Annotated in this window: 12 protein-coding genes; 8 read left to right on the top strand and 4 right to left on the bottom strand. The window is 59.6% G+C overall.

Annotated features, from left to right (window positions below):
* Positions 1–63: 63 nt before the first annotated feature.
* On the bottom strand, positions 64–1,713 hold the full coding sequence (locus tag G9Q84_RS26040) for a cyclic peptide export ABC transporter (RefSeq protein ID WP_032885338.1): 1,650 nt from the start codon (positions 1,711–1,713) through the stop codon (positions 64–66).
* Between the two features lie 431 nt (positions 1,714–2,144).
* On the opposite strand from G9Q84_RS26040, the gene G9Q84_RS26035 reads away from it, so the two are divergent.
* Positions 2,145–4,637, top strand: coding sequence for a TonB-dependent siderophore receptor (locus tag G9Q84_RS26035; RefSeq protein ID WP_181644310.1), 2,493 nt, complete (start codon positions 2,145–2,147; stop codon positions 4,635–4,637).
* Positions 4,638–4,736: 99 nt separating this feature from the next.
* Here the strand turns inward: G9Q84_RS26035 and pvdO are convergent, their stop codons facing one another.
* Genes pvdO through pvdM form a run of 3 tightly spaced genes read right to left on the bottom strand, consistent with a single transcriptional unit; the run spans position 4,737 to position 8,272 of the window.
* Entirely contained in the window at positions 4,737–5,609 is an 873-nt protein-coding gene (gene pvdO, locus G9Q84_RS26030; protein ID WP_181644309.1) for a dihydropyoverdine dehydrogenase, read from the bottom strand.
* 32 nt (positions 5,610–5,641) lie between these two features.
* Positions 5,642–6,910: a pyoverdine-tailoring periplasmic protein PvdN gene (gene pvdN / locus G9Q84_RS26025; RefSeq protein WP_181644308.1), complete on the bottom strand. Its 1,269-nt coding sequence runs from the start codon at positions 6,908–6,910 to the stop codon at positions 5,642–5,644.
* Between the two features lie 18 nt (positions 6,911–6,928).
* The gene (gene pvdM, locus G9Q84_RS26020) at positions 6,929–8,272 is read right to left on the bottom strand and encodes a pyoverdine-tailoring dipeptidase-like protein PvdM (RefSeq protein ID WP_181644307.1); all 1,344 of its coding nucleotides are present in this window, start codon (positions 8,270–8,272) and stop codon (positions 6,929–6,931) included.
* Between the two features lie 143 nt (positions 8,273–8,415).
* Here pvdM and pvdP point away from each other — a divergent pair, with 143 nt between their 5' ends.
* The 7 genes from pvdP to G9Q84_RS25985 all read left to right on the top strand — a co-directional run bounded on the left by pvdP (position 8,416) and on the right by G9Q84_RS25985 (position 19,169).
* A complete protein-coding gene (gene pvdP, locus G9Q84_RS26015; protein WP_181644306.1) occupies positions 8,416–10,044 on the top strand; it encodes a pyoverdine maturation tyrosinase PvdP in 1,629 nt (542 codons plus the stop codon).
* Positions 10,045–10,460: 416 nt separating this feature from the next.
* Complete coding sequence (locus tag G9Q84_RS26010) at positions 10,461–12,155, top strand: ShlB/FhaC/HecB family hemolysin secretion/activation protein (RefSeq protein ID WP_032885332.1); 1,695 nt, start codon at positions 10,461–10,463, stop codon at positions 12,153–12,155.
* A gap of 18 nt (positions 12,156–12,173) precedes the next feature.
* A complete protein-coding gene (locus tag G9Q84_RS26005; RefSeq protein ID WP_181644305.1) occupies positions 12,174–13,715 on the top strand; it encodes a filamentous hemagglutinin N-terminal domain-containing protein in 1,542 nt (513 codons plus the stop codon).
* A 39-nt stretch (positions 13,716–13,754) separates the two neighbouring features.
* Positions 13,755–18,149 carry a DUF637 domain-containing protein gene (locus tag G9Q84_RS26000; protein ID WP_181644304.1) on the top strand — a complete coding sequence of 1,465 codons (4,395 nt, stop codon included), beginning with the start codon at positions 13,755–13,757 and terminating at the stop codon, positions 18,147–18,149.
* Between the two features lie 4 nt (positions 18,150–18,153).
* Positions 18,154–18,471, top strand: a complete 318-nt coding sequence (locus G9Q84_RS25995) for a hypothetical protein (protein WP_181644303.1) — start codon at positions 18,154–18,156, stop codon at positions 18,469–18,471.
* A 202-nt stretch (positions 18,472–18,673) separates the two neighbouring features.
* Entirely contained in the window at positions 18,674–18,913 is a 240-nt protein-coding gene (locus G9Q84_RS25990; protein ID WP_181644302.1) for a hypothetical protein, read from the top strand.
* Positions 18,894–19,169: a hypothetical protein gene (locus G9Q84_RS25985; RefSeq protein ID WP_181644301.1), complete on the top strand. Its 276-nt coding sequence runs from the start codon at positions 18,894–18,896 to the stop codon at positions 19,167–19,169. The genes G9Q84_RS25990 and G9Q84_RS25985 overlap by 20 nt, the downstream gene beginning before the upstream one ends.
* The last annotated feature ends 291 nt before the right edge of the window (positions 19,170–19,460 follow it).

Below are 19,460 nucleotides of genomic sequence, written 5' to 3'. Positions count from 1 at the left end.
TTAGGTGTGACGTGGGACTTGGCAGGCAGCGGCGAGCGGCAGGGCGCTCGCCGGAGGGGGAGGTCAGGCGAAGGCTTTTTCGGTAATGACGCGCCCGGCTTCCATGCGCACCAGTTGGTCGGCGATATCGAAGTAACGATCATCGTGGGAGATCACGATGATGGTCTTGCCCAGGCGCTTGAGGTCCGGCAGCAGCTCTGTGTAGAACACGCGGCGGAAGGTCGGGTCCTGGTCGGCGGCCCACTCGTCGAAGACCAGCACTGGACGCTCGTCGAGCCAGGCGTTGATCAGCGCCAGGCGCTTGCGCTGCCCGGTGGAGAGGTCGGTGGTGGTGAAAGCGCCATCGCGGATGCTGACCTTGTGCGCGATTTCCATGCGCTCCAGGTATTGGTTGGCGTCGTCCGGCAGGGCTTTATCGCTTTGCACCAGTTCGTCGAACAGGTAGTAGTCGGCAAAAATGGTGGTGAACATCTGCCGGTAATCATCCAGGCCATGGGCGTCCACCGTTGTGCCGTTGAGGCGGATCTCACCTTGCTGCGGGGTGTACAGGCCCAGCAGCAGTTTGATCAGGGTGGTCTTGCCGCAGCCGTTTTCGCCGACGATAAACAGGATTTCCCCAGGCTCGATGGTCAGGTTCACCGGGCCCAGCTTGAAGGGCGCGCTGCCTTCCACGGGCGGAAACGCGTATTGCACGTCGCGCAATTCCAGATGCTTCATGGTCGGCGTGCGGCTCTCATCGGCGTCAAGCAGCAAGTGCGGTTCCGGCGACGAGAAGCGTTCGGACAGGTCGGCAATGCGTCGAAAGGCGATCTGCGCGCGGCTGATGATCGGCAGGTTGGCGATCAGGTTTTCCAGCGGGCCTTTCATGTAGAGCAGCACCAGTACAAAGCCGCTCATCATGGCCGGGTTGTTGCTGGGCCAGAACGATTGCAGGGTCAGTGCCAGGCCGATGACCACAAAGAACAGCATCGAACCCAGGCTCTTGGCGATCACGAAAATATTGATCGAGCGCACGTGGGTGTCGCAGATGTGGTCGGCGGTGGCCTGGATGTTGCGGGTCAGCATGGCGTGACGGCGCTTGCGATGGATCCGCAGTTCCTTGGCGCCTTCGGCGATGGCCGAGTAATGTTTTTGCAGGTTGTCTTCAGCTTCCCGCGCGGCGTAGAAGCCTTTGATGCCTTTGCTTTGCGCGATGAACTGGATCGCCGAGCCGATGCCGATGGCCAGCAGGGTCATGATGAAGATCGGCAGCGAGAGGCTCGCCAGGTAGCCCAGGCAGCCGAGGATAACGGTGATGGAAATGGCCAGCGGAGCGAAGGCGAAGGCGAAGTCGCTGATGGTGTCGACGTCGTGGGTCAGTACCGGAATAAGGCGGTGACTGCGGTACCGTTCGATCTGTTCGATTGGCGCTGACAGCACCTTGGCGCCGAGGTCCTTGCGCAGCCTGGCGATGACTTTTTGGCCCACGAAGTTGCTGCCGATGTCGGCGGCAATGCTGCTGAGCAGGGCGAGCAGGCATAGCCCGGCAAAGGCCAGGACCACTGCGGTGGTGAGGCCGGACTCGCTGTGCAGGCCCTGGTTAACCGTGGCAAGCAGAGCCGTGACGCTCACCCCTCCAAGGATGCCGAACAGAATCGACAGAATGACGGTGTAGCGATAGGGCTTGAGCAGGCTCAAGAGTTCGCTGAGGGCGCTACGCGGTTTTGCAGTCATGAAACTACCTCGGTCGCGACGTGGCTACGTGCTAAGGGCGAGTGGAGGCCCGGCGATCCATTTGATCGCTCGCGGGCTTTTGTAGAAGACGTTTCGACTACGGCGCGATTTAGCCTCATTGCGTTGGGCACGGGCCCTAAATTTGTCCGCCAGCCCCACGTTATAGATTGGATGCGGCCATGTTTCATGGCCGGCACCCGTAGGCCGGTGCGCCGTTCCCTTCCCATGGACGCTTTCATTTCTATGAGCAGGCGTGCTCGACCCTCAATGCCCCTGGCGGTTGAGGGTTGAGCGCGTTTAGAGGGGTGGTAAAAAAAAGCAGGTAAATGAGTCTGGTTTTCATTACCTGAACCGTCTTATTAACCAGAGGCGCTCAAAGACGCCACTAATTTCTGCCAAACACACGCCTCATTGTTCAAGGATTGCTGTCGATGCCTTATCTCCTTTGGTTGTCTACGCCCAAGCATTACGCGCTGAAGAAATTGCCGCAGACCGTGCGTCTGATGATGTTGGGCGCCGCGCTGGCTGTGCCAGCTGCCGCCACATTGATGCCGAGCGTCGCACTTGCCCAGAGCGAAGCCGGCAAGGTTGCCTTCGCGATTCCGGCCGGTAAATTATCGGATGCGCTGATGTCATTCGGCTCGGCGGCCGGTGTCTCGATTTCCTACGATCCAGCGATCGCCAGCCAGCGCTCCACTCCAGGGTTGAAAGGGCAGTTTGGCGTGGATGAAGGCCTGTCTCGACTGTTGTCGGGCAGTGGCTTGCAGGCCAGTCGCGAAGCCAGCGGCAGCTATATCGTGATGGCGCCATCCACCGGTTCGGCGCTGAACCTGGGCGCGACCACGATCAGTGCCGAGGGTCTTGGGGAGACGACCGAAAACACCGGTTCGTACACCACGGGAGCAACCAGCACCGCCACCAAGCTTCCCTTGTCCTTGCGCGAAACGCCGCAGTCGGTGAGTGTGATTACCCGTCAACTGATGGACGACCAGCATCTTTCGACGCTTAACGAAGTGATGGCGTTCACGCCGGGTATCAGCATCAACCACCGCGACAGTGAGCGTTATTCTTTCTATTCCCGTGGCTTCTCAATACAGAACTTTCAGTACGATGGCATTCCGTCGCAAGTGGCCAACGAGTCACAGCAGTACACCGGCCCACTGTCGGACATGGCTATCTATGACCGCGTTGAAGTTGTGCGCGGCGCGACCGGCCTGATGAGTGGTGCAGGCACTCCATCCGCCACCGTCAACCTAGTGCGCAAGCGTCCTACCAGCGACTTCCAGGCATACGTTTCCGGAGAGGCGGGGGCGTGGGACCGCTACCGCTCCGAAGTTGACGTCTCGGGTCCGCTGACCGAAACCGGCAATGTGCGTGGACGTTTCGTCGCGGCTTATCAGAAGCAAAATTCGTTCATTGATTGGTACAAGCAAGAAAAGCGTGTGATGTACGGCGCCCTGGACATCGACTTGAGTGATGACACCACGTTACGCACCAGCCTCGATTACCAGAACAACAACGCCGATGGCACGACTTATGGGCATATCCCGTTGTTCTACAACACCGGCAAACAGACTAATTTCTCCCGTTCGTTCAACCCTGCCAGCCGTTGGGCATTCCAGGACAACACCAGCTATAACTTCAGCACCATGCTGGATCACAAGCTGGCTAACGACTGGAGTTGGAAAACTGCTTACAGCCACCAATACAGCTATCGCAAAGGGGAGGGGGCTTCTGCCAGTAATGGCGCGCCAGACCCAGTGACAGGCGTCGGCGCAAATGCCTATATCAGTCGTCTGGACAGCTACCAGACTCAAGACACCCTGGATACCTTTGCCACCGGCCCGTTCACTTTGGGTGGGCGTCAGCATGAGTTGGTAGTGGGTGCCAGCACTTCGCGCACGCACCTGAACTTTCCGGACTACGTCAGCACTGGAGCCGATGGCGACTTCGCGGCGGTGGACAATATTTTCGCCTGGGATGGCCGTCAGTTCGCTCGACCGAAGTTCGTCGAAAATGGCGGAACGGTTACGAGCCTTCAGCAAAGCGGGGTTTACACTGCGGTGCGTCTGAAGCCATTCGATCCGTTAACCGTAATTCTTGGTACTCGTGTCAGCTGGTGGGATCAGGAAGACCGCGTCACGAGCATTTCGAATCAGAGCAAAGCCACTGACAAAACTCGTAAAACCGGAGTTGTCACTCCCTATGCGGGGATTGTCTACGAGTTGAACGACACCTATTCGGCGTATGCCAGCTACACCAACATCTTCTTGCCGCAGACGTTCTACAAGACGGTTGACGACAAGTCCCTGGAGCCGCTGCAGGGTGACAACTACGAGATTGGCTTGAAAGGCGAATTCTTCAACGGTGCGTTGAACGCCAGTATCGCGTTGTTTGATGTAGAGCAGAAGAACAGCCCTGAGGAGGTCTTCAATCCCAACTCCAACAAAACAGCCTATAAGGCTATCAGCGGCACCAGCACTCGTGGTGTCGAGACCGAGATTTCGGGCGAGTTGACCAAGGGTTGGAACATATTCGGTGGCTACACCTATCGTGAGTCTCACGACAAGAATGGTGAGCGTGTCCAGACCAACCAGCCTTCCAACCTCCTCAAGCTCGGCACTACCTACCGCTTGCAGGGCGACCTGGAACGTCTGACCATTGGCGGCAACGTTACCTGGCAGAGCAAGATGTACGCCGAGGGGCAAGTCCCTCAATACACCGGCCCTACCTACAAGGCAACGCAGGATCCGTTTGCAGTAGTGGGGCTGTTGGCGAACTACAAAGTGGATGAGCACCTGACTGTTGGTCTGAATGTGAACAATCTGTTCGATAAGAAGTATTACGACGGTATTGGTACATTCACTTCGGGCTCTTACGGCGAACCTCGCAACGCAATGATCAACGCCAAGTACGCGTTCTGATCCACCGGGAGCCGGCACGCGTGCCGGCTCCCTCCAGACATAAAAAAACCGCCTGGCTCATGCCAGGCGGTTTTTTTTTGCCGGTTTCAGTGTGCGTAATCAGAGATCACGCACAACCCTGAAGCCGATCCAGTCGCCCCGCGTCTGCGGGTAGATAGTGTTGCGGTTGCCCGAGCGCGAAAATACCGGTGCTTCACCCCAGTCATTGCCGCGAATCTGATAGGACTCGCAGTTAGGTTCTACCCAGGCACTGCCGTCGGCAGGGGCGCCGATGTAGTTGGTATGTTCGCAGTCGGCGACGCGCTCGTAGACGTTGCCGTGCATGTCGTACATGCCGAACGCGTTGGGCGGGTAGCTGCCCACTGGCGACGAGTAGCTGTAGCCGTCCGCAGGCCCGTAGGTGTTGGCGTGTTCGGCGATGCTGTAGCCCTTGCCTTCATCGAAGGGGAACGGGAAAGGCCCGGTGGAACCGGCACGGGCGGCGTATTCGCGCTGGGCTTCGCTGACCATTTGGTAGTGTTGGCCGGTCTTTTTCGACAGCCAGGCGACGTAGGCCTTGATGTCGTCCATGTCCATGCACACCGCCGGCTGACGCGGGCCTTGTGGATAGCGCGGCTTGCTGGCGATGCATTCGCGGCCGGGGCGGGTGTCACCATTGGCGATCTTCACGCCGGTCTGGCGCACATAGCTGTCCCATTCACCGGCAGTGATGTGGAAGCGGCTCATGGCGAACGGTTTGGCGAAGGTCACGTCATGCATCGGGCCTTCATCCGGCTCGCGACCGACCTCATCCTCAGGCGTCCCCATGGTGAAGGTGCCGGCGGGCAGCACGACCATTTCCGGGCAGTCCTTACAGTCCTTGAACACTTTGCCTGGCTGTGGCGCGGCGGCCTGGGCCACGCCTGGCAGCAGGGCGCTGCACAGGGCGGTGAGCATCAGGGTGGTCAAGGGTTTGAGTCGGAATGGAATCATGTGGGCATCTCGTTCAAAGGGAAAAGTGAGCGTCACACCCGCTGGCGCAGCAGGGTCATGAACCGCTGGATTTCGTCGGCGTTGTTGAGCAGGCCAGGCGAGGTGCGAATCACGGGGCCGACATCACGGTCCACCGAATCGATCACCACACGGTGTTTCATCATGTGGGCCACCACTGCGTCACTGTCCTGGCCCTTGATTCGGAAGAAGGTGAAACCGGCGGACAGCGCGGGGTTGCGCGGGGTGACCAGCTCGACCTGTGGCTGCGCCAGCAATTGGTCTTTCAGCTCGGTATTCAGTCCATGGATGCGTGTCTGCACCTGGGCCTTGCCCAACTGCAAGTGCAGCTTGAAGGCTTCATCTGCGGCCCAGCGATGCTCGAAGGCGTGGTAGCCGCCAGGCGTCATGCTGGTGGCGAAGTCCTTGTCCTCGGAGAAGGTCGGCACCATCGGCGTGACGTATTTGTTCTCGGGGTCGCGGGCGCACACCAGACCGGTGCCGCGCGGGCCGAACATCCATTTATGGGTGCCGGCGATGAAGAAGTCGCAGTGCATGTCGGGGAAATCGAGGTTTTCCACGCCGAAGCCGTGCACGCCATCCACCACGTAGAGGATGCGGTCTTGCTCATCGCGGTTGCGGTTGTGCTCGTCCACCAGCTTGCCGATCTCGCCGATGGGCAGCTTCACGCCGCTGCCGGACTGCACCCAGGTCATGCCCAACACACGGGTGTTGGGGCGGATGTTGCGCTGGATATTGCCGAGTACTTCATCGACAGAGACTTGGTTGGCGTTGTCGAACAGTGCGATCCGGCGTACCTGTGTGGCTTGCTTGAGCACACGAAAGTCCAGCACGTTCTGGGTGGCGTAGTGCTCGTGAACCGTGGTCAGGATTTCCTGGTCGGGCCGTACCTTGATCCCGCCATAGATCATCGCCAGCCCTTCGGAGGTGCTGCCGGTCAAGGCGATCTGCGGGGGAGAGGCCTTCAGGTAGCGGCCGGCCCATTCGCGCACCTGGCCTTCACGCTTCCAGGTTTCCTGCAAGTCCCAGTCCATGGCCAGCCCTGGGTTGCGGTCGATCTGTGCGCGGTAACGCTCAATGGCTTCGCGTACCGGTTTGGGGTGCGAGGTCACTAGGAAGTTGGAGAAGTGCAGGTAGTCCGGGTCTTGGTTGAACAGTCGCTTGAACCCGGTCCATGGGTCTTGTGTTGCGGCTGCTTGCGCCTGAGGCAGGATGGCAGCGCCCAGCGGCAGGCTGGCGGCAAGTACCCCTGCCTGCTTGAGAAACGTACGGCGGTCGGTCATGGACTGGCTTCTAGAGGGTTAATGGTTGGCCAATGGTTTGGCAGCTTTTTGTACTTGGTCCCAGACCCGCAGGAAGTTGCCTCCCCACAGCTTGGCGATGTCGGCTTCGGAGTAGCCGCGCTGGATCAGCTCGGCGGTGACGTTGCGGATTTCGCCGACGTTGTTCCAGCCGTCGATGCCACCCCCGTCGTTGAAGTCCGAAGACAGGCCGACGTGGTCGATGCCGATCTTGCGCACGGTGTAGTCGATCGCGTTGCCCAGATCTTTGAGGGTGGCCTTGGGTTCCTCGTCGAGGATGCCGTACAGCGCGCTGGCGTACTCGCCGAACCGCTGCTCGGGCCAGGCAGCGATGATGGGATCGCCTGGCATCAGGGCCATGGCCAGGTTCGGCAGGGGCGGCAGGTCAAAACGGGCGCGCAGCGTGTTGAGCTTGTCCTGGGTTGGCTGGCTCAGCGGGCGCAGGTAGGCCGAGAAGGCCACGATCTGCACCACGCCGCCACTGTGCTTGATCAGCTGTAATTCCTTGTCGCTGAGGTTGCGCGGGATATCCACCGCCGCACGCGGCGCCGAGTGGGACGCCACCATTGGTGTGCGGCTCAGCTGCGCCACCTGTTCCAGGGCCTTGGTCGACATCTGCGACACATCGATGATCACACCCAGGTCATTGAGACGGTGCACGGCTTGTTTGCCGATGTCGGACAGCCCGTCGAGCGCATCCACCGAATCATTGAAGAATGGCAGCGGGCGCGATGAGTCCGACCAGGCGTTATTGCCCACATAGCTGAAGCCGAACATGCGCATGCCGCGCGCGGCCCACAGGTCCAACTGGTTCAGATCGTTGCCCAGCGGGTAGGCGTTGAGCATGCTCATAAAGATCGCGAACTTGCCCTCGCCATGCAGGCGCCGGAAGTCGTCCGGGGTGTAGGCGATGGCGACCTGATTGGGGAAGTCGCGCACCATGGCGCTGATGATCTTGTAGCGCACTTCCTGTTCATGGCGTGCCGCTTCGACAAACCCTTCGGTGGGTTTGTGCGGTGCGTTCGGGCCGTTCCAGATTTCCGGCCAGCCGAAGATGGTCACGGCGGCGCCGGACAAGCGGCCCCGACTGGCCTTGACCAGGTCAAATTGATCGCTGCCGTCCTTGTCCGCTTCTTTGCCTGCGGTGCCGAAATCCACCGGCACAGTGATATGGCTGTCGAACGACAACAACCGATCCTGCATCTCGTTGGCCTGCTTGATCACCTCCAGCGAGTAGCCGGCGTTGCCCCTGAACCAGTGATCCCAGACCAGCAAGCCAGCGCCGACGGCCAGGGCCAGCGGCAGGCCGATATACAACGCCTTTTTCGAACGTGATTTTGTCATTGCCATCTCAGTCAGTTGAGGCCTTTGCTATCTGGGAAGAACGAGCGATGAGCGGGGAAATTTAGGCGGGCGAGACGGCGGCGGTAAATTTCCCCTGCCAGCAAACGTTCTAGCTCTGATCAAGCCGTTTCCTAAGGTAAACAATGACCATCTCTCGACGTGGGTTCATCGCAGGCCTCGCGCTCACCGGCGCCGCTGTGCCGGCAGCTTTCTATGCCCATCGCGAGTGGACGCGTGAAGAATTCCCCATCACCCCCGGCGAAGCCACGGTCGATCTGGCCGACACCGCCGGCCAGCAACTGGCCAATACCTTGCGTGGCGTCTGGAGTCTGCGCCTGGAAGGCCGCGACGCTGGCCTCAAGGGCCTGCCGCTGCAAGGCTTGGAACTGCTGCTCGACATCGCCCCCCGTGGCCGAGGCCTGCGCGGCTACCTGGACACCGCCGCCAACCTGCGTGCCGAAGGTGAACCGCGTTACCGGGTATTGGGCGATTTGCTGACGGGCGAGGGCGCCTTGCTCTACTGGCGCTTGATCGACCGCGATTCGGCCGATGGCAGGCCCGCCTATGAATTCAAGATGACCCTCGATGAAGTCTGGGCCGACTTCGGCAACGCCGGCAGCGGCACCCTCAGCGGGCAGATCCTCGACCTGAATCGCCCCCTGGCCCTGACCGAACGCGACAACCGCTTTATCGCCCACAAACAGCTGTTTCCCGAAGCCCGCGAGCGCATCGGCCACAACCCGACCCTGCTCGCCTGGCTCATCGCCCCCGAACACCGCCTGTTCCACCAGCTGTGGCACGCCACTCGCGACCAATGGCACAAACTCTCCGAAGAAAAACGCGATGCCCTGCGCGGCATCGGCTGGCAGCCCGGCCCACGGGGCCAGGAGCGCGACGCCCGTGGCAAGCGCAAAGATCGCAACGGCTCGGGCATCGATTTCTTCTTTATGCATCGGCATATGCTCGGCACTGCACGCGCCATGCAGGACTTACCCTCTTGGCCGGCCTTCCCCGAACCGCAACCGGCGCTGGAGCGTGATCGCCTGGGCTTTGTGCGCTACTTCGACAACCACGATGGCTTCGCCTTGCCGCCCACCTGGTTGGCCCCCGACGACAGCGAATACACCCAGTGGGTCAGCGACATCAAGTCGCTAGAGACGTACCACAGCAACTTCCAGGTCTGGGAGTCCCAATACCGCGACCCGCGTTACCTGGCCAAATACACCTTGGGCCAATTGGGTTCCGAGATGGAACTGGGCCTGCACGACTGGCTGCACATGCGCTGGGCCTCCGTGCCCCGCGATCCCTCCAACGGCGCGCCAGTGCCCTTTGCCCGCGACCCGGCAGACTTTGCCGCGCGGTGGTACGCCGCCGAAAACGACTTCCTGGGCGACCCGTTTTCCTCCCACGTAAACCCGGTGTTCTGGCACTTCCACGGCTGGATCGACGACCGCATCGAAGACTGGTTCCGCGCCCATGAACGCTTCAATCCAGGCGAAGTCAGCCGGCTGGAAGTCAACGGCGTAGCCTGGTTCGCCCCGGGCCGCTGGGTCGAAGTCGGCGACCCGTGGCTCGGCCCGGACACCCACGGCTGCAGCACCACGCCGGGGTTGCAAATGGGCAAGTCGATGGAAATGGACCCGGAGACCATGAAGCTCGCGTTGCGTATTACCTTTGGTGCTGACGACGATGCGCTCACAGGGTTGTTCAAGCGCGTGCCGAAGCGGCCGTGGTATGCGCGGCATTTGAAGGTCAAGGCGCGGGAAGCGTGACCGCTTGTCGATGAAACTACGATTTTTACGATGTAAAACGGTAGCTGCGGGGTATTAATCTGCGGTTTTCGTTTTCAGGTAAGCGCAAAAGCCTGATGGTTAAGCGTCCTGTCTTACCTCTCTGAGAGATTGATCTACCCATCGACTTTCCTTTTTCCACTGCGCTTGTAGGTTTGAAGATTTTGAGTGGGAGAAAAAACCACACTTTTATTTTTTTCATCTTTCTTCCCGCCAAGAGCCTCATCTTTTCCCACACTTTTAGGAAAAAACTGACGGTGTCCTGAGCGCTGTGCGACAGACGTAGGAATACCCTTCGCAATCCTGGGATTTTTGTAACCTTTCCGCTTTTCCTTAACCGATTCAGCCTCGGCAAGCTGCGTGCTCTTTCCATATGAGTCCCAGTGAGGGTGAAAAGGATGTCAGCCGTTTTACGACCCGCGTTACTTGGCGTGGCGCTGCTCTGCGGTCCACTTCTTGCCGCGGCGCAAACCTTACCGGGCGACAGAGAGCTGGCCCGCGAAAGACAACAGCAAGTGCTGGAAGAGCAGCGTCGACGTCTGGACGAACTGCAAAACCTTCCTGGAAAAGCCGCAGTACGCACCGCACCTGCTCTGGTTGAAGACGGCCAGTGCGTGACCCTCACGCGCATCACCGTTGAAGGTGCCACCTTGCTCTCCGAGGCAAAGCGCGAGGCCTTGCTTGCTCCCTGGTCGGGGCGCTGCCTTGGCGTTCCTCAGCTAAACGAGGTGCTCAAAAGCCTCACCGACCATTACCTGCGCCGTGGCTACGTCACCACCCGGGCGTACCTGCCGCAGCAAGACCTGAAAAACGGCGAGCTTAAAATCATCGTGGTGGAAGGGCGCCTCGAAGGCCTCGACAGCTCATCACTGGCCAGTCCCGCCGAGTCAGCCATGACCTTTCCTGGCAGCGTCGGTGACGTGCTGGATCTACGCGAGCTGGAGCAATGGGTCGATCAGCTGGGACGCTTGCCCTCGCGCCAGCCGCAGCTTGAGTTGATGCCGGGCCAAGCGGTGGGCGGTAGCCGTGTCGCACTCAAGGGCGAACGCTTCAAGCCCTGGCGCGTCTCGGCTAACCGCAACAACCACGGAGACGAAAGCACCGGCCGCCAGCAGGCCGGTCTTGGCCTTGAATGGGACAGCCCTTTGGGGCTGGCGGACCAACTGAGCCTGCGCGCCAACCGTGACACGGTCAGCGACCATTGGCGACATTCCGAAAGCCAAAGCCTGTTCTACAGCTTGCCGTATGGCTGGTGGACCTTCAATTTCAGCCACAGCCAAAGCTATTACCGCACCCGAAATGACGCGTCCGGCTTTGCCTTCGCGTTGTCCGGCGACACCTCTACCCAGCAACTTCGCGCCGAACGCGTGCTACACCGCGACAACCTCGGCAAGACCGCGCTCAACATCGGCCTGAGCCACCTACGTACACGTAACTACCTGGAAGACGCGTTGTTGCGCACGTCCAGCCATCGCATCACTGAGCGCCAGTTGGGGTTCAACCATGGGCGTCGCATCGGCAATGCGTTTTTCAACCTTGATGCCGGTTGGCAGCAAGGCATCGGCGCGTTGGACGCCCAGCGCGACCTCTCCACACGCTCCGGCGCCCCCACCTCCCGCTATCAGAAATACAGCCTGACCCTCAGTTACCTGCAGTCCTTTCGCTGGCTGGACCAGCACTGGAGCGTCGACAGCCTGGCCACCGGCCAACGTGCCGAAGACGAACTCTATGGACCACAACGCCTCAGCGTCGGCGGCTTTGGCGCGGTGCGCGGGTTCAGCGAACAGAATCTCTCGGGCAACAGCGGCGGCTACTGGCGCAGCCAACTGCGCTGGCGCCACGCCGTGGGTTGGGACGCCTTGCGCCCGTGGGTGCACGAAGTGGGCGTCGGCTTCGGCTACGACGTTGGGGTTATTCGCCGTGGGCCGCACAACCCCGACGTGGCCGGGCGCCTCACTGGCAATGCCTGGGAACTCAGCGCGCGCGGCCGGCACCTTGCCGCATCGCTGGTATTCGCCCGTGCTCTGGAGCGCCCGGCCGTGATCGAGCACCGCGAGCACCCGATGTACGCCCGAATCGACCTGTTCTTCTAACAACAAGGAACCTTGCCTATGGACGCGCGCAGCCCCTTTAACCAGTGCCTGGCCCTGAGCCTCGCAGGTATTTTGTTTCTCAACCCGATCGTCTCGGCTGCCGCGCAACTGAGCGTCGACCCCGCCAGCCCCGGCACCAGCATCGATCAAGCGCCCAATGGCGTGCCGGTGGTCAATATCGCCGGTCCCAACGGCAGCGGCTTGTCCCATAACCTGTTCACCGACTACAACGTCGGCAGCAACGGGTTGATCCTAAACAACGCCACGAATGCCACGCAAAACACCCAGCTCGGTGGGGTGATCCTCGGCAACCCCGGCTTGCAGGGGCAGGCAGCCAGCGTGATTCTCAATGAAGTCACCGGTGGCAATCGCAGCCACCTGGGGGGCTACACCGAAGTGGCCGGACAGGCTGCGCGCGTGATTGTCGCCAACCCCCTTGGCATCACCTGCAATGGCTGCGGTTTTATCAATACGCCACGGGCGACGCTGACCACTGGCAAACCAGTATTGGACGGCGGGCGTCTGGATCACTTTCGCGTGGACGGCGGTGATATCGCCCTGGAAGGCGCCGGACTCAATGCGCGCAATGTCGGTCAATTCGATCTGATCACTCGCACCGCCAAACTCAATGCGCAGTTGCACGCCGACCAGCTCAACATTATTACCGGCCGCAATGATGTCAGCGCCGACAGCCTGCAGACTCGTGCCCATGCCGATGATGGCCGCGAAAAGCCGCAACTGGCCATCGACGCCAGCGCCCTTGGCGGCATGTATGCCGGGGCGATTCGTCTGATTGGCACGGAACAAGGCGTGGGCGTAAGGCTGGCCGGGGATATGGCGAGTACCGCCGGGGACATAGTCATCAATGCCAACGGTGGCCTGAGCCTGGCCCACACCACCAGCGTCGGCGCGTTGAACGCCACGGCCGCGTCAATTGAGTTGCAAGGCCCAACCTTTGCAGCGGGAGATGTGGACCTGCAGGCGCAGGGCGATCTGGTGGTTCAGCACACCCTCGCCAGTGCAGGCAATGTGCACTTGCAAGCGGCAACCGTGAGCAATCAGGGCAAGGTGGTCAGTGGGATTCAGGAGGACCAGCGTATTGCCGGCAAGCAACTCAGGATCACCGCCGAACGCCTGGACAATCAAGGTGAGCTCAACGCAAGCGGCCATTTGGACATCAAGACCGCTGTTGTCGACAACAGAGGCAACATCGCTGCAGACAGCGCGGAGATCGAAGCCCGCCAACAAATAAACAACAGCGGGCAGATCGTCACCGCCCGCGAACTGAGCCTATCGGCTCAACAGGTCAACAACCAGAGCGGCACGCTCCATACCGAAGGCCACCTGAATCTCATTGCCGATGCTGTCAGCAACAGCGGCAAGACCGTTGCGGCAGGCAACATTACCCTCGCCGCAAACACCTTCGACAACAGCGGCGAACTGCTCAGCGATGGTGACCTGCAACTTACCCTTGACGCAGATCTGCACAACAGTGGCCTGATCGCCGTGAAGGGCGATGCCACTCTCAGCGCCCGCAACCTCATCCAGAACCACGGCTAGATCCTCAGCGGCAACGACATCCAACTGCGCGTACGTGATGTGCTGCACAACCTCGGTGTGCTGAGTGCGGCCCGTCACCTGCAGCTCAACGCAACCCAACTGAATAACGACGGCAGCCTGGGCAGTCAAGGCAACCTGCTGATCAGCGCCAACGTGGCCAATACCGGACTGCTGTTCAGCGGCGGTGACTTGCACATACGCGGCGAGCATTTCAGCAACCTCGAAGGCGACGTCTACAGCGTTGGCGATTTCAGTTTCGCCGCCGCCGACGGCGGCCAGGCGACGAGCTTTCGCAACCTGTCCGGCACCGTGGAAAGCGAAGGCAACCTGCACATCAAGGCGCTTGAATTCGAGAACGCCCGCACGGTGCTTGCTCTTGAGCGCGAACTGGTCGGCGGCAGCATTCAATGGGTTTGTGGCCAGCACTGTGACGGCGATGACAGCTTCAAGCGCGGCACCATCTACATCACCGAAACCTGGCGCGAAACCGCCGCTCCCGGCTCCACCAAGGCTGCCCGCCTGGTGGCCGGTCAACAGTTGTATATCGACGCCGACACCTTGGAAAACCGCTACAGCCTGATGGCCGCCAACGGCGACATGCACCTCAGCGCGCGTCGCTTGCTCAACCAGGGCGCCGCCTCACAAACCGGCCTGTCCAGCACGATCATCGGCACCCCTGGGCGCATCGACAAAGCCCTGTGGGACCAGATGGAGTTTCACGATCTGCCGGCCTTCAACAGCGCGCCTTTTGATCCGTTGCGCTTTGCCGAACTCAAGGCCCGTTCCGAAGGCCCCGGCTTCAGCAATCCCGGCACCCTCACTACCTGGCGTGAAGACGGCCGCGAAGTGTACGCCGCCACCCTGCAAGCGGGCGGCAGCCTCAACCTGAACGCCACGCAATACCTGCAAAATGGCACCCTGCGCGAAAACACCCTGGCGCAGCTGATTGGTGAGGTCGGCCACAACCCCAATGACCTTGAACTGAGCCCCGACCGACTCAGCGATGACCTGACCCGTCCGCCTGAGTTTCACTTGCCCAGCGGCGAGTACGGCCTGTTTATCCCGAGCAAGGATCCCGGCAGCCCGTACCTCATCGAGACCAACCCGCTGTTCACCCACCTGGGCAATTTCCTCAGTTCCCAGTACCTGCTCGATAAGATCGGCTACAACACCGACGAGGCGTGGCGCCGCCTCGGCGACGGCTACTACGAAAGTCGCCTGATCCGTGACGCCGTGCTGGCCAAGACCGGGCAACGCTTTCTCGATGGTCAGAACAGCGATGAAGCGCAGTTTCGTCACCTGATGGACAACGGCCTCAGCGCGCGCGACAGCTTGCAACTGAGCGTCGGCGTCGGCCTCACCGCGCAACAAGTCGCCGCGCTGACCCACGACATCGTATGGATGGAAAAACACCAGGTACAAGGCGAAGACGTGCTGGTACCGGTGTTGTACCTGGCGACGGTTAACCACCAGAACCTGCGTGGCGCCAGCCTGGTACAGGGCCAGGACATCAACCTGGTCAGCGGCGGCGATATCGTCAGTGTCGGCACGCTCAGGGCCACCCAGGACCTGACCGCCATGGCTGATGGCAGCCTGCTCAACGGTGGCTCGATGACTGCAGGCGAACGCCTCAGCCTGCTGGCCACCGACAGCATCCGCAACGCTATGGCCGGCGAAATCCGCGCCAGCCATGTGGACCTCACCAGCCTCACCGGCGACATCGTCAATGAGCGAACCGCCCACGCCCAATACCAGGGTGACGGCACGCTCATCACCCATCTCGATCACGCAAGCCAGATCAGCGCGGGCCAGCAACTGGCTCTCGATGCCGGGCGCGACATTAACAACCGAGGCGCCATCAGCAGCGGCGGCGACGCGAGCCTGACCGCCGCCCGCGATATCAACCTCATCGCTGTCACCGACACCCAGCAAGTGCGCACCACGCAAAACGGCGGGCACCTTGTCACCCAACACAGCCGTACCGAACACCTTGGCGCCAACGTCAACGCCGCCGGCAACCTGAGCCTGCAAGCCGGCGGCGACATCACGCTGTTGGCGAGCCAGGCCAATGCCGGCAAAGACCTCAGCGTGGCCGCCGGCGGAAACATCAACCTACTTGCCGCCGCCAACGAAACCGACCACGAGGTACACAGCAAACGCAACGGTGCCAAGACCCACGAACAAACCACCCAAGTGCGCCAAGTCGGCAGCCAACTCAACGCGGCCGGCAACCTCACGGCAACGGCCGGGCAAGACATCCTGCTGCATGCCAGCCAAGTCACCAGCGGCAAGGATGCTTACCTGATCGCGGGCGGACAACTGGAGTTATTGAGCGCCAATGACAGCGACTACAGCCTGTACGACTACAAGAAAAAGGGCAGTTTTGGCGCGATCAAAACCCAGCGCGATGAAGTCACCGACGTACGCGCTGTCGGCAGCCAGATCAGCACCGGCGGCAGCCTAAACCTCGTCAGTGGCGGCGACCAGTTGTACCAGGGCGCGCGGCTGGAGAGTGGTGCGGATATCACCATTAGCAGCGGTGGTGCAGTGACCTTTGAGGCGGTGAAGGATTTGCGCCAGGAGAGTCACGAGAAGAGCAAGAGTGATCTGGCGTGGATCAGCATGAAGGGGGAGGGGCGTACGGACGAGACGCTGCGTCAGAGCGAAATCCTCGCCCAAGGTCAACTGGCAATCAAAGCAGTGGAAGGCCTGCGGATCGATATCAAGGAAGTCAACCAGTCAACCATCGGCCAAACCATCGATGCGATGGTGCAGGCTGATCCGACGCTTGCGTGGATCAAGGCAGCGCAACAGCGCGGGGATGTTGATTGGCGGCAGGTCAAGGAGTTGCACGACTCTTACAAGTACAGCCATTCCATGCTTGGGCAGGGAGCCATGCTGGCGATCATTATTTTGGTCTCCGCGCTCACTGCAGGTGCCGCGAGTGGCGCCGTTGGCGCGGTCGCAGGGGCAGGTGCCGGATCTGGCTCCGCAATGGCGGCGGCAGGCTCCGCCGCGATGGTGCAGGCGGGGACTGCTGTTGGTACAGCGACGGCGGGCTGGGCGAACGTCATGGCCACCGCAGCACTGACCTCTGCCGCCAGCGGCAGTGCTATCAGTTTTATCAACAATGGCGGCAACCTTGGCGCCACCTTGAAAGATGTTACGTCAAGCGCCGCTTTGAAAGGCTACGCCACCAACGCTCTGACCGCTGGATTCACTGCCGGCGTAATTGACCCCGCATTCGGTGTGACAGGCGATAAGGTCAACGGCATTACCCAAGGCTTGGATCTTGCCTCGGCTTCCGATATTGCCAAGTTTGCAGCGTACTCAGGAGCACAAGGGGCTACCCAGGCAGGCCTCAGTACCTTGCTGCAAGGTGGTGGCCTGAAAGAAAACCTTAATCAGGCCCTTGTTTCGCAACTCCAGAGTACCTTGCAGGCCATCGCTTTTAACGCAGTGGGGGACTTCTCTCAAAGTCAAAACTGGCCCGAGTCCGGCCCTGAAAAAGTAGCGCTCCATGCTTTGGTCGGTGGTTTGGTCAGCGAGGCCGGTGGCGGCAGTTTTGCTACAGGGGCGCTGGCAGCAGGTGCAAATGAAGCGTTGGTCACCAGTCTTGCGCACGCGGTGGAAGGTAACCCGGCGCTCTTGTTGGCAGCTTCGCAACTGGTAGGTATCGCGGCGGCTGGCGCTACGGAAGGCGATGTACAGAAAGGCGCCGAAATCGCCAAGAACGCCACGGCTTACAACTACCTCAATCACCACGAAGTGGATGACCTGGTAAAGGACTTGAAAGGGTGCAGAGGAGCAGAAAATCCTGCTGCCTGTCGAGCAGACCTGACGCTCAAGTACGAAGGCATCAGCGACCAGAAGTCCGGGATGGACCTGATGCACTGCACCGATGTCGCCAGTTGCGACGCTCAACGGTCATTAATTGCCGTGGGAAATGCGGCACTTGATAAATACGAAAGCAGCGGCGCACTCAACTGGGAAGAGCGGCTAATCGTCCGAGGGTTTCTGGATAGCAATCAGGATGACATGCGATTGGCCGTGCAGAAGACCTTGCAGGGAACGCATGCCGAGATAGCTGGTATGCTTCCGGGGGTGGGGCTTGTTGTTGGGAAGGGCGGGACGAGTGCGGTTGGTTCTGTTGGTGCAAAAGGAATGCAATCCATCATTGAGCCAAAAATTGCTCAGCAGATGGGGAAGCGAGGCTGGACAACGGACTCGCTTGAAAGCGTCATCGCGAATCCCAGCAAGACTGTGGTGACTAAAGACACTAGATTCGATCCAGTCTCGGGTACGCGGCTCAATGATCCCGCAACTGGTTATGTAGCCAAAGATGGTTCGTACGTTGTTCGGAATGACCGGACTGGTGCAATCGTGCAGGTATCAGATAAAAATGATAAAAACTGGGTCGCACCATGGGAGTAGAGCAATGAAGGAGTTTGTTTTTTTGGGTTTTGGACCTGAACCAACCAGACTTTGGTGCGGTGTGCCGTTATTTAACTTGAGCGATAGTCATGAGTTGCTGAATTATTGTGATGCACGCGATGCGGCTGTGCTCGGAATTGAAGGGTTTAAAATTGTAGGGGATAAAAGAATCCCTGACTTAGACTGTATTGCGGATTTTTCTGCCTTGGCGGTGGCTGCCGGTGAAGCATTTCCTGCCATGTCTAGAAAGTCGGCTAGGGATTTCATTGAGTTGATTTCAGATCGCGATACTTTTTTGGAGTTTGTCTTAGTCAGGGTTTGATGGTGCAAAAGCAACTGGTGACGCTGCCGGTAAGGTAGATGATCTTGCGTCAACTAAGATCAAGTGGGTTGATGAGAATGCAGGTACGAGTTCGCGTGCCCGTGATTACAATGACTCAGCAACCGGTGCTCGCTCCAATCCTGCAACCCAATCTGGCCAAGCTCCTGCGCTAGAAAGAACAATGCCGGATGGATCAATAAGGTTGGTTAAATTCGATGGTGTGGATGGTGAGGTTTTAGTTGATTGCAAGATTTCGGTTGTAACGACGAACAAATCGAAGGACCAGGCGCTTAGGCAGTCTGACGTGTTAAGTCAGAATGGTTTAACTGCGCGCTGGGAAGTACCTACACTGGCTCAAGCAAATAGAGCTCAGAAAATGCTTGATGAGCTGGGCATAAAAAATATTTCAGTGAAGGTGACTCGTGAGCCAGGAAATCAATAAGCACGTTGCGCGAGCCATTGTTGAGTTTGCTATATTTCTTGAGTTTTCGGGGGGTGATGCATTAAATCCAGATGCTGCAATGCAGGGGCTTGAACGATTAGCTTCGACATTGCAAATGATGGACTTGGAATCTAAATCATCTTTGTGCTCACAGTTTAAAAGCATCGCAATAGAGTATTCAGATGAGCAGGCAGAGTTTGTGGAAAGCTTGGGCGAAGCGCTGGGGTTGATCGAGGAGTATTTTGCTCATCAGTAAAAGCCCCAGATTTTACTGATATGCAATGACTTTGTATCACACTGACACCGGCCTTGCGCCGGTGTTTTTGCACGCTATCTGCATCCTGATTGCGCTCTTTTTGCATCCTTTCTGCAATCAAGTTGCATCCCTTTTGCACCCTCCCTGACGACCTACGGTCTAGCTGTCCTGTTGGTGCAAAAGGAATGAGTCGCCCCGCATCCTCCAGACACCTCGCAAACAGCTCGCCGGATAACGGCAGAAAATTACGGAACCATCTCGGCGTCCCCTTGTCCCCGCTTCCCATGTCAC

This window comes from Pseudomonas sivasensis (assembly GCF_013778505.1).
Classification (GTDB): domain Bacteria; phylum Pseudomonadota; class Gammaproteobacteria; order Pseudomonadales; family Pseudomonadaceae; genus Aquipseudomonas; species Aquipseudomonas sivasensis.
This window is presented reverse-complemented; position numbering and strand designations above follow the sequence as displayed.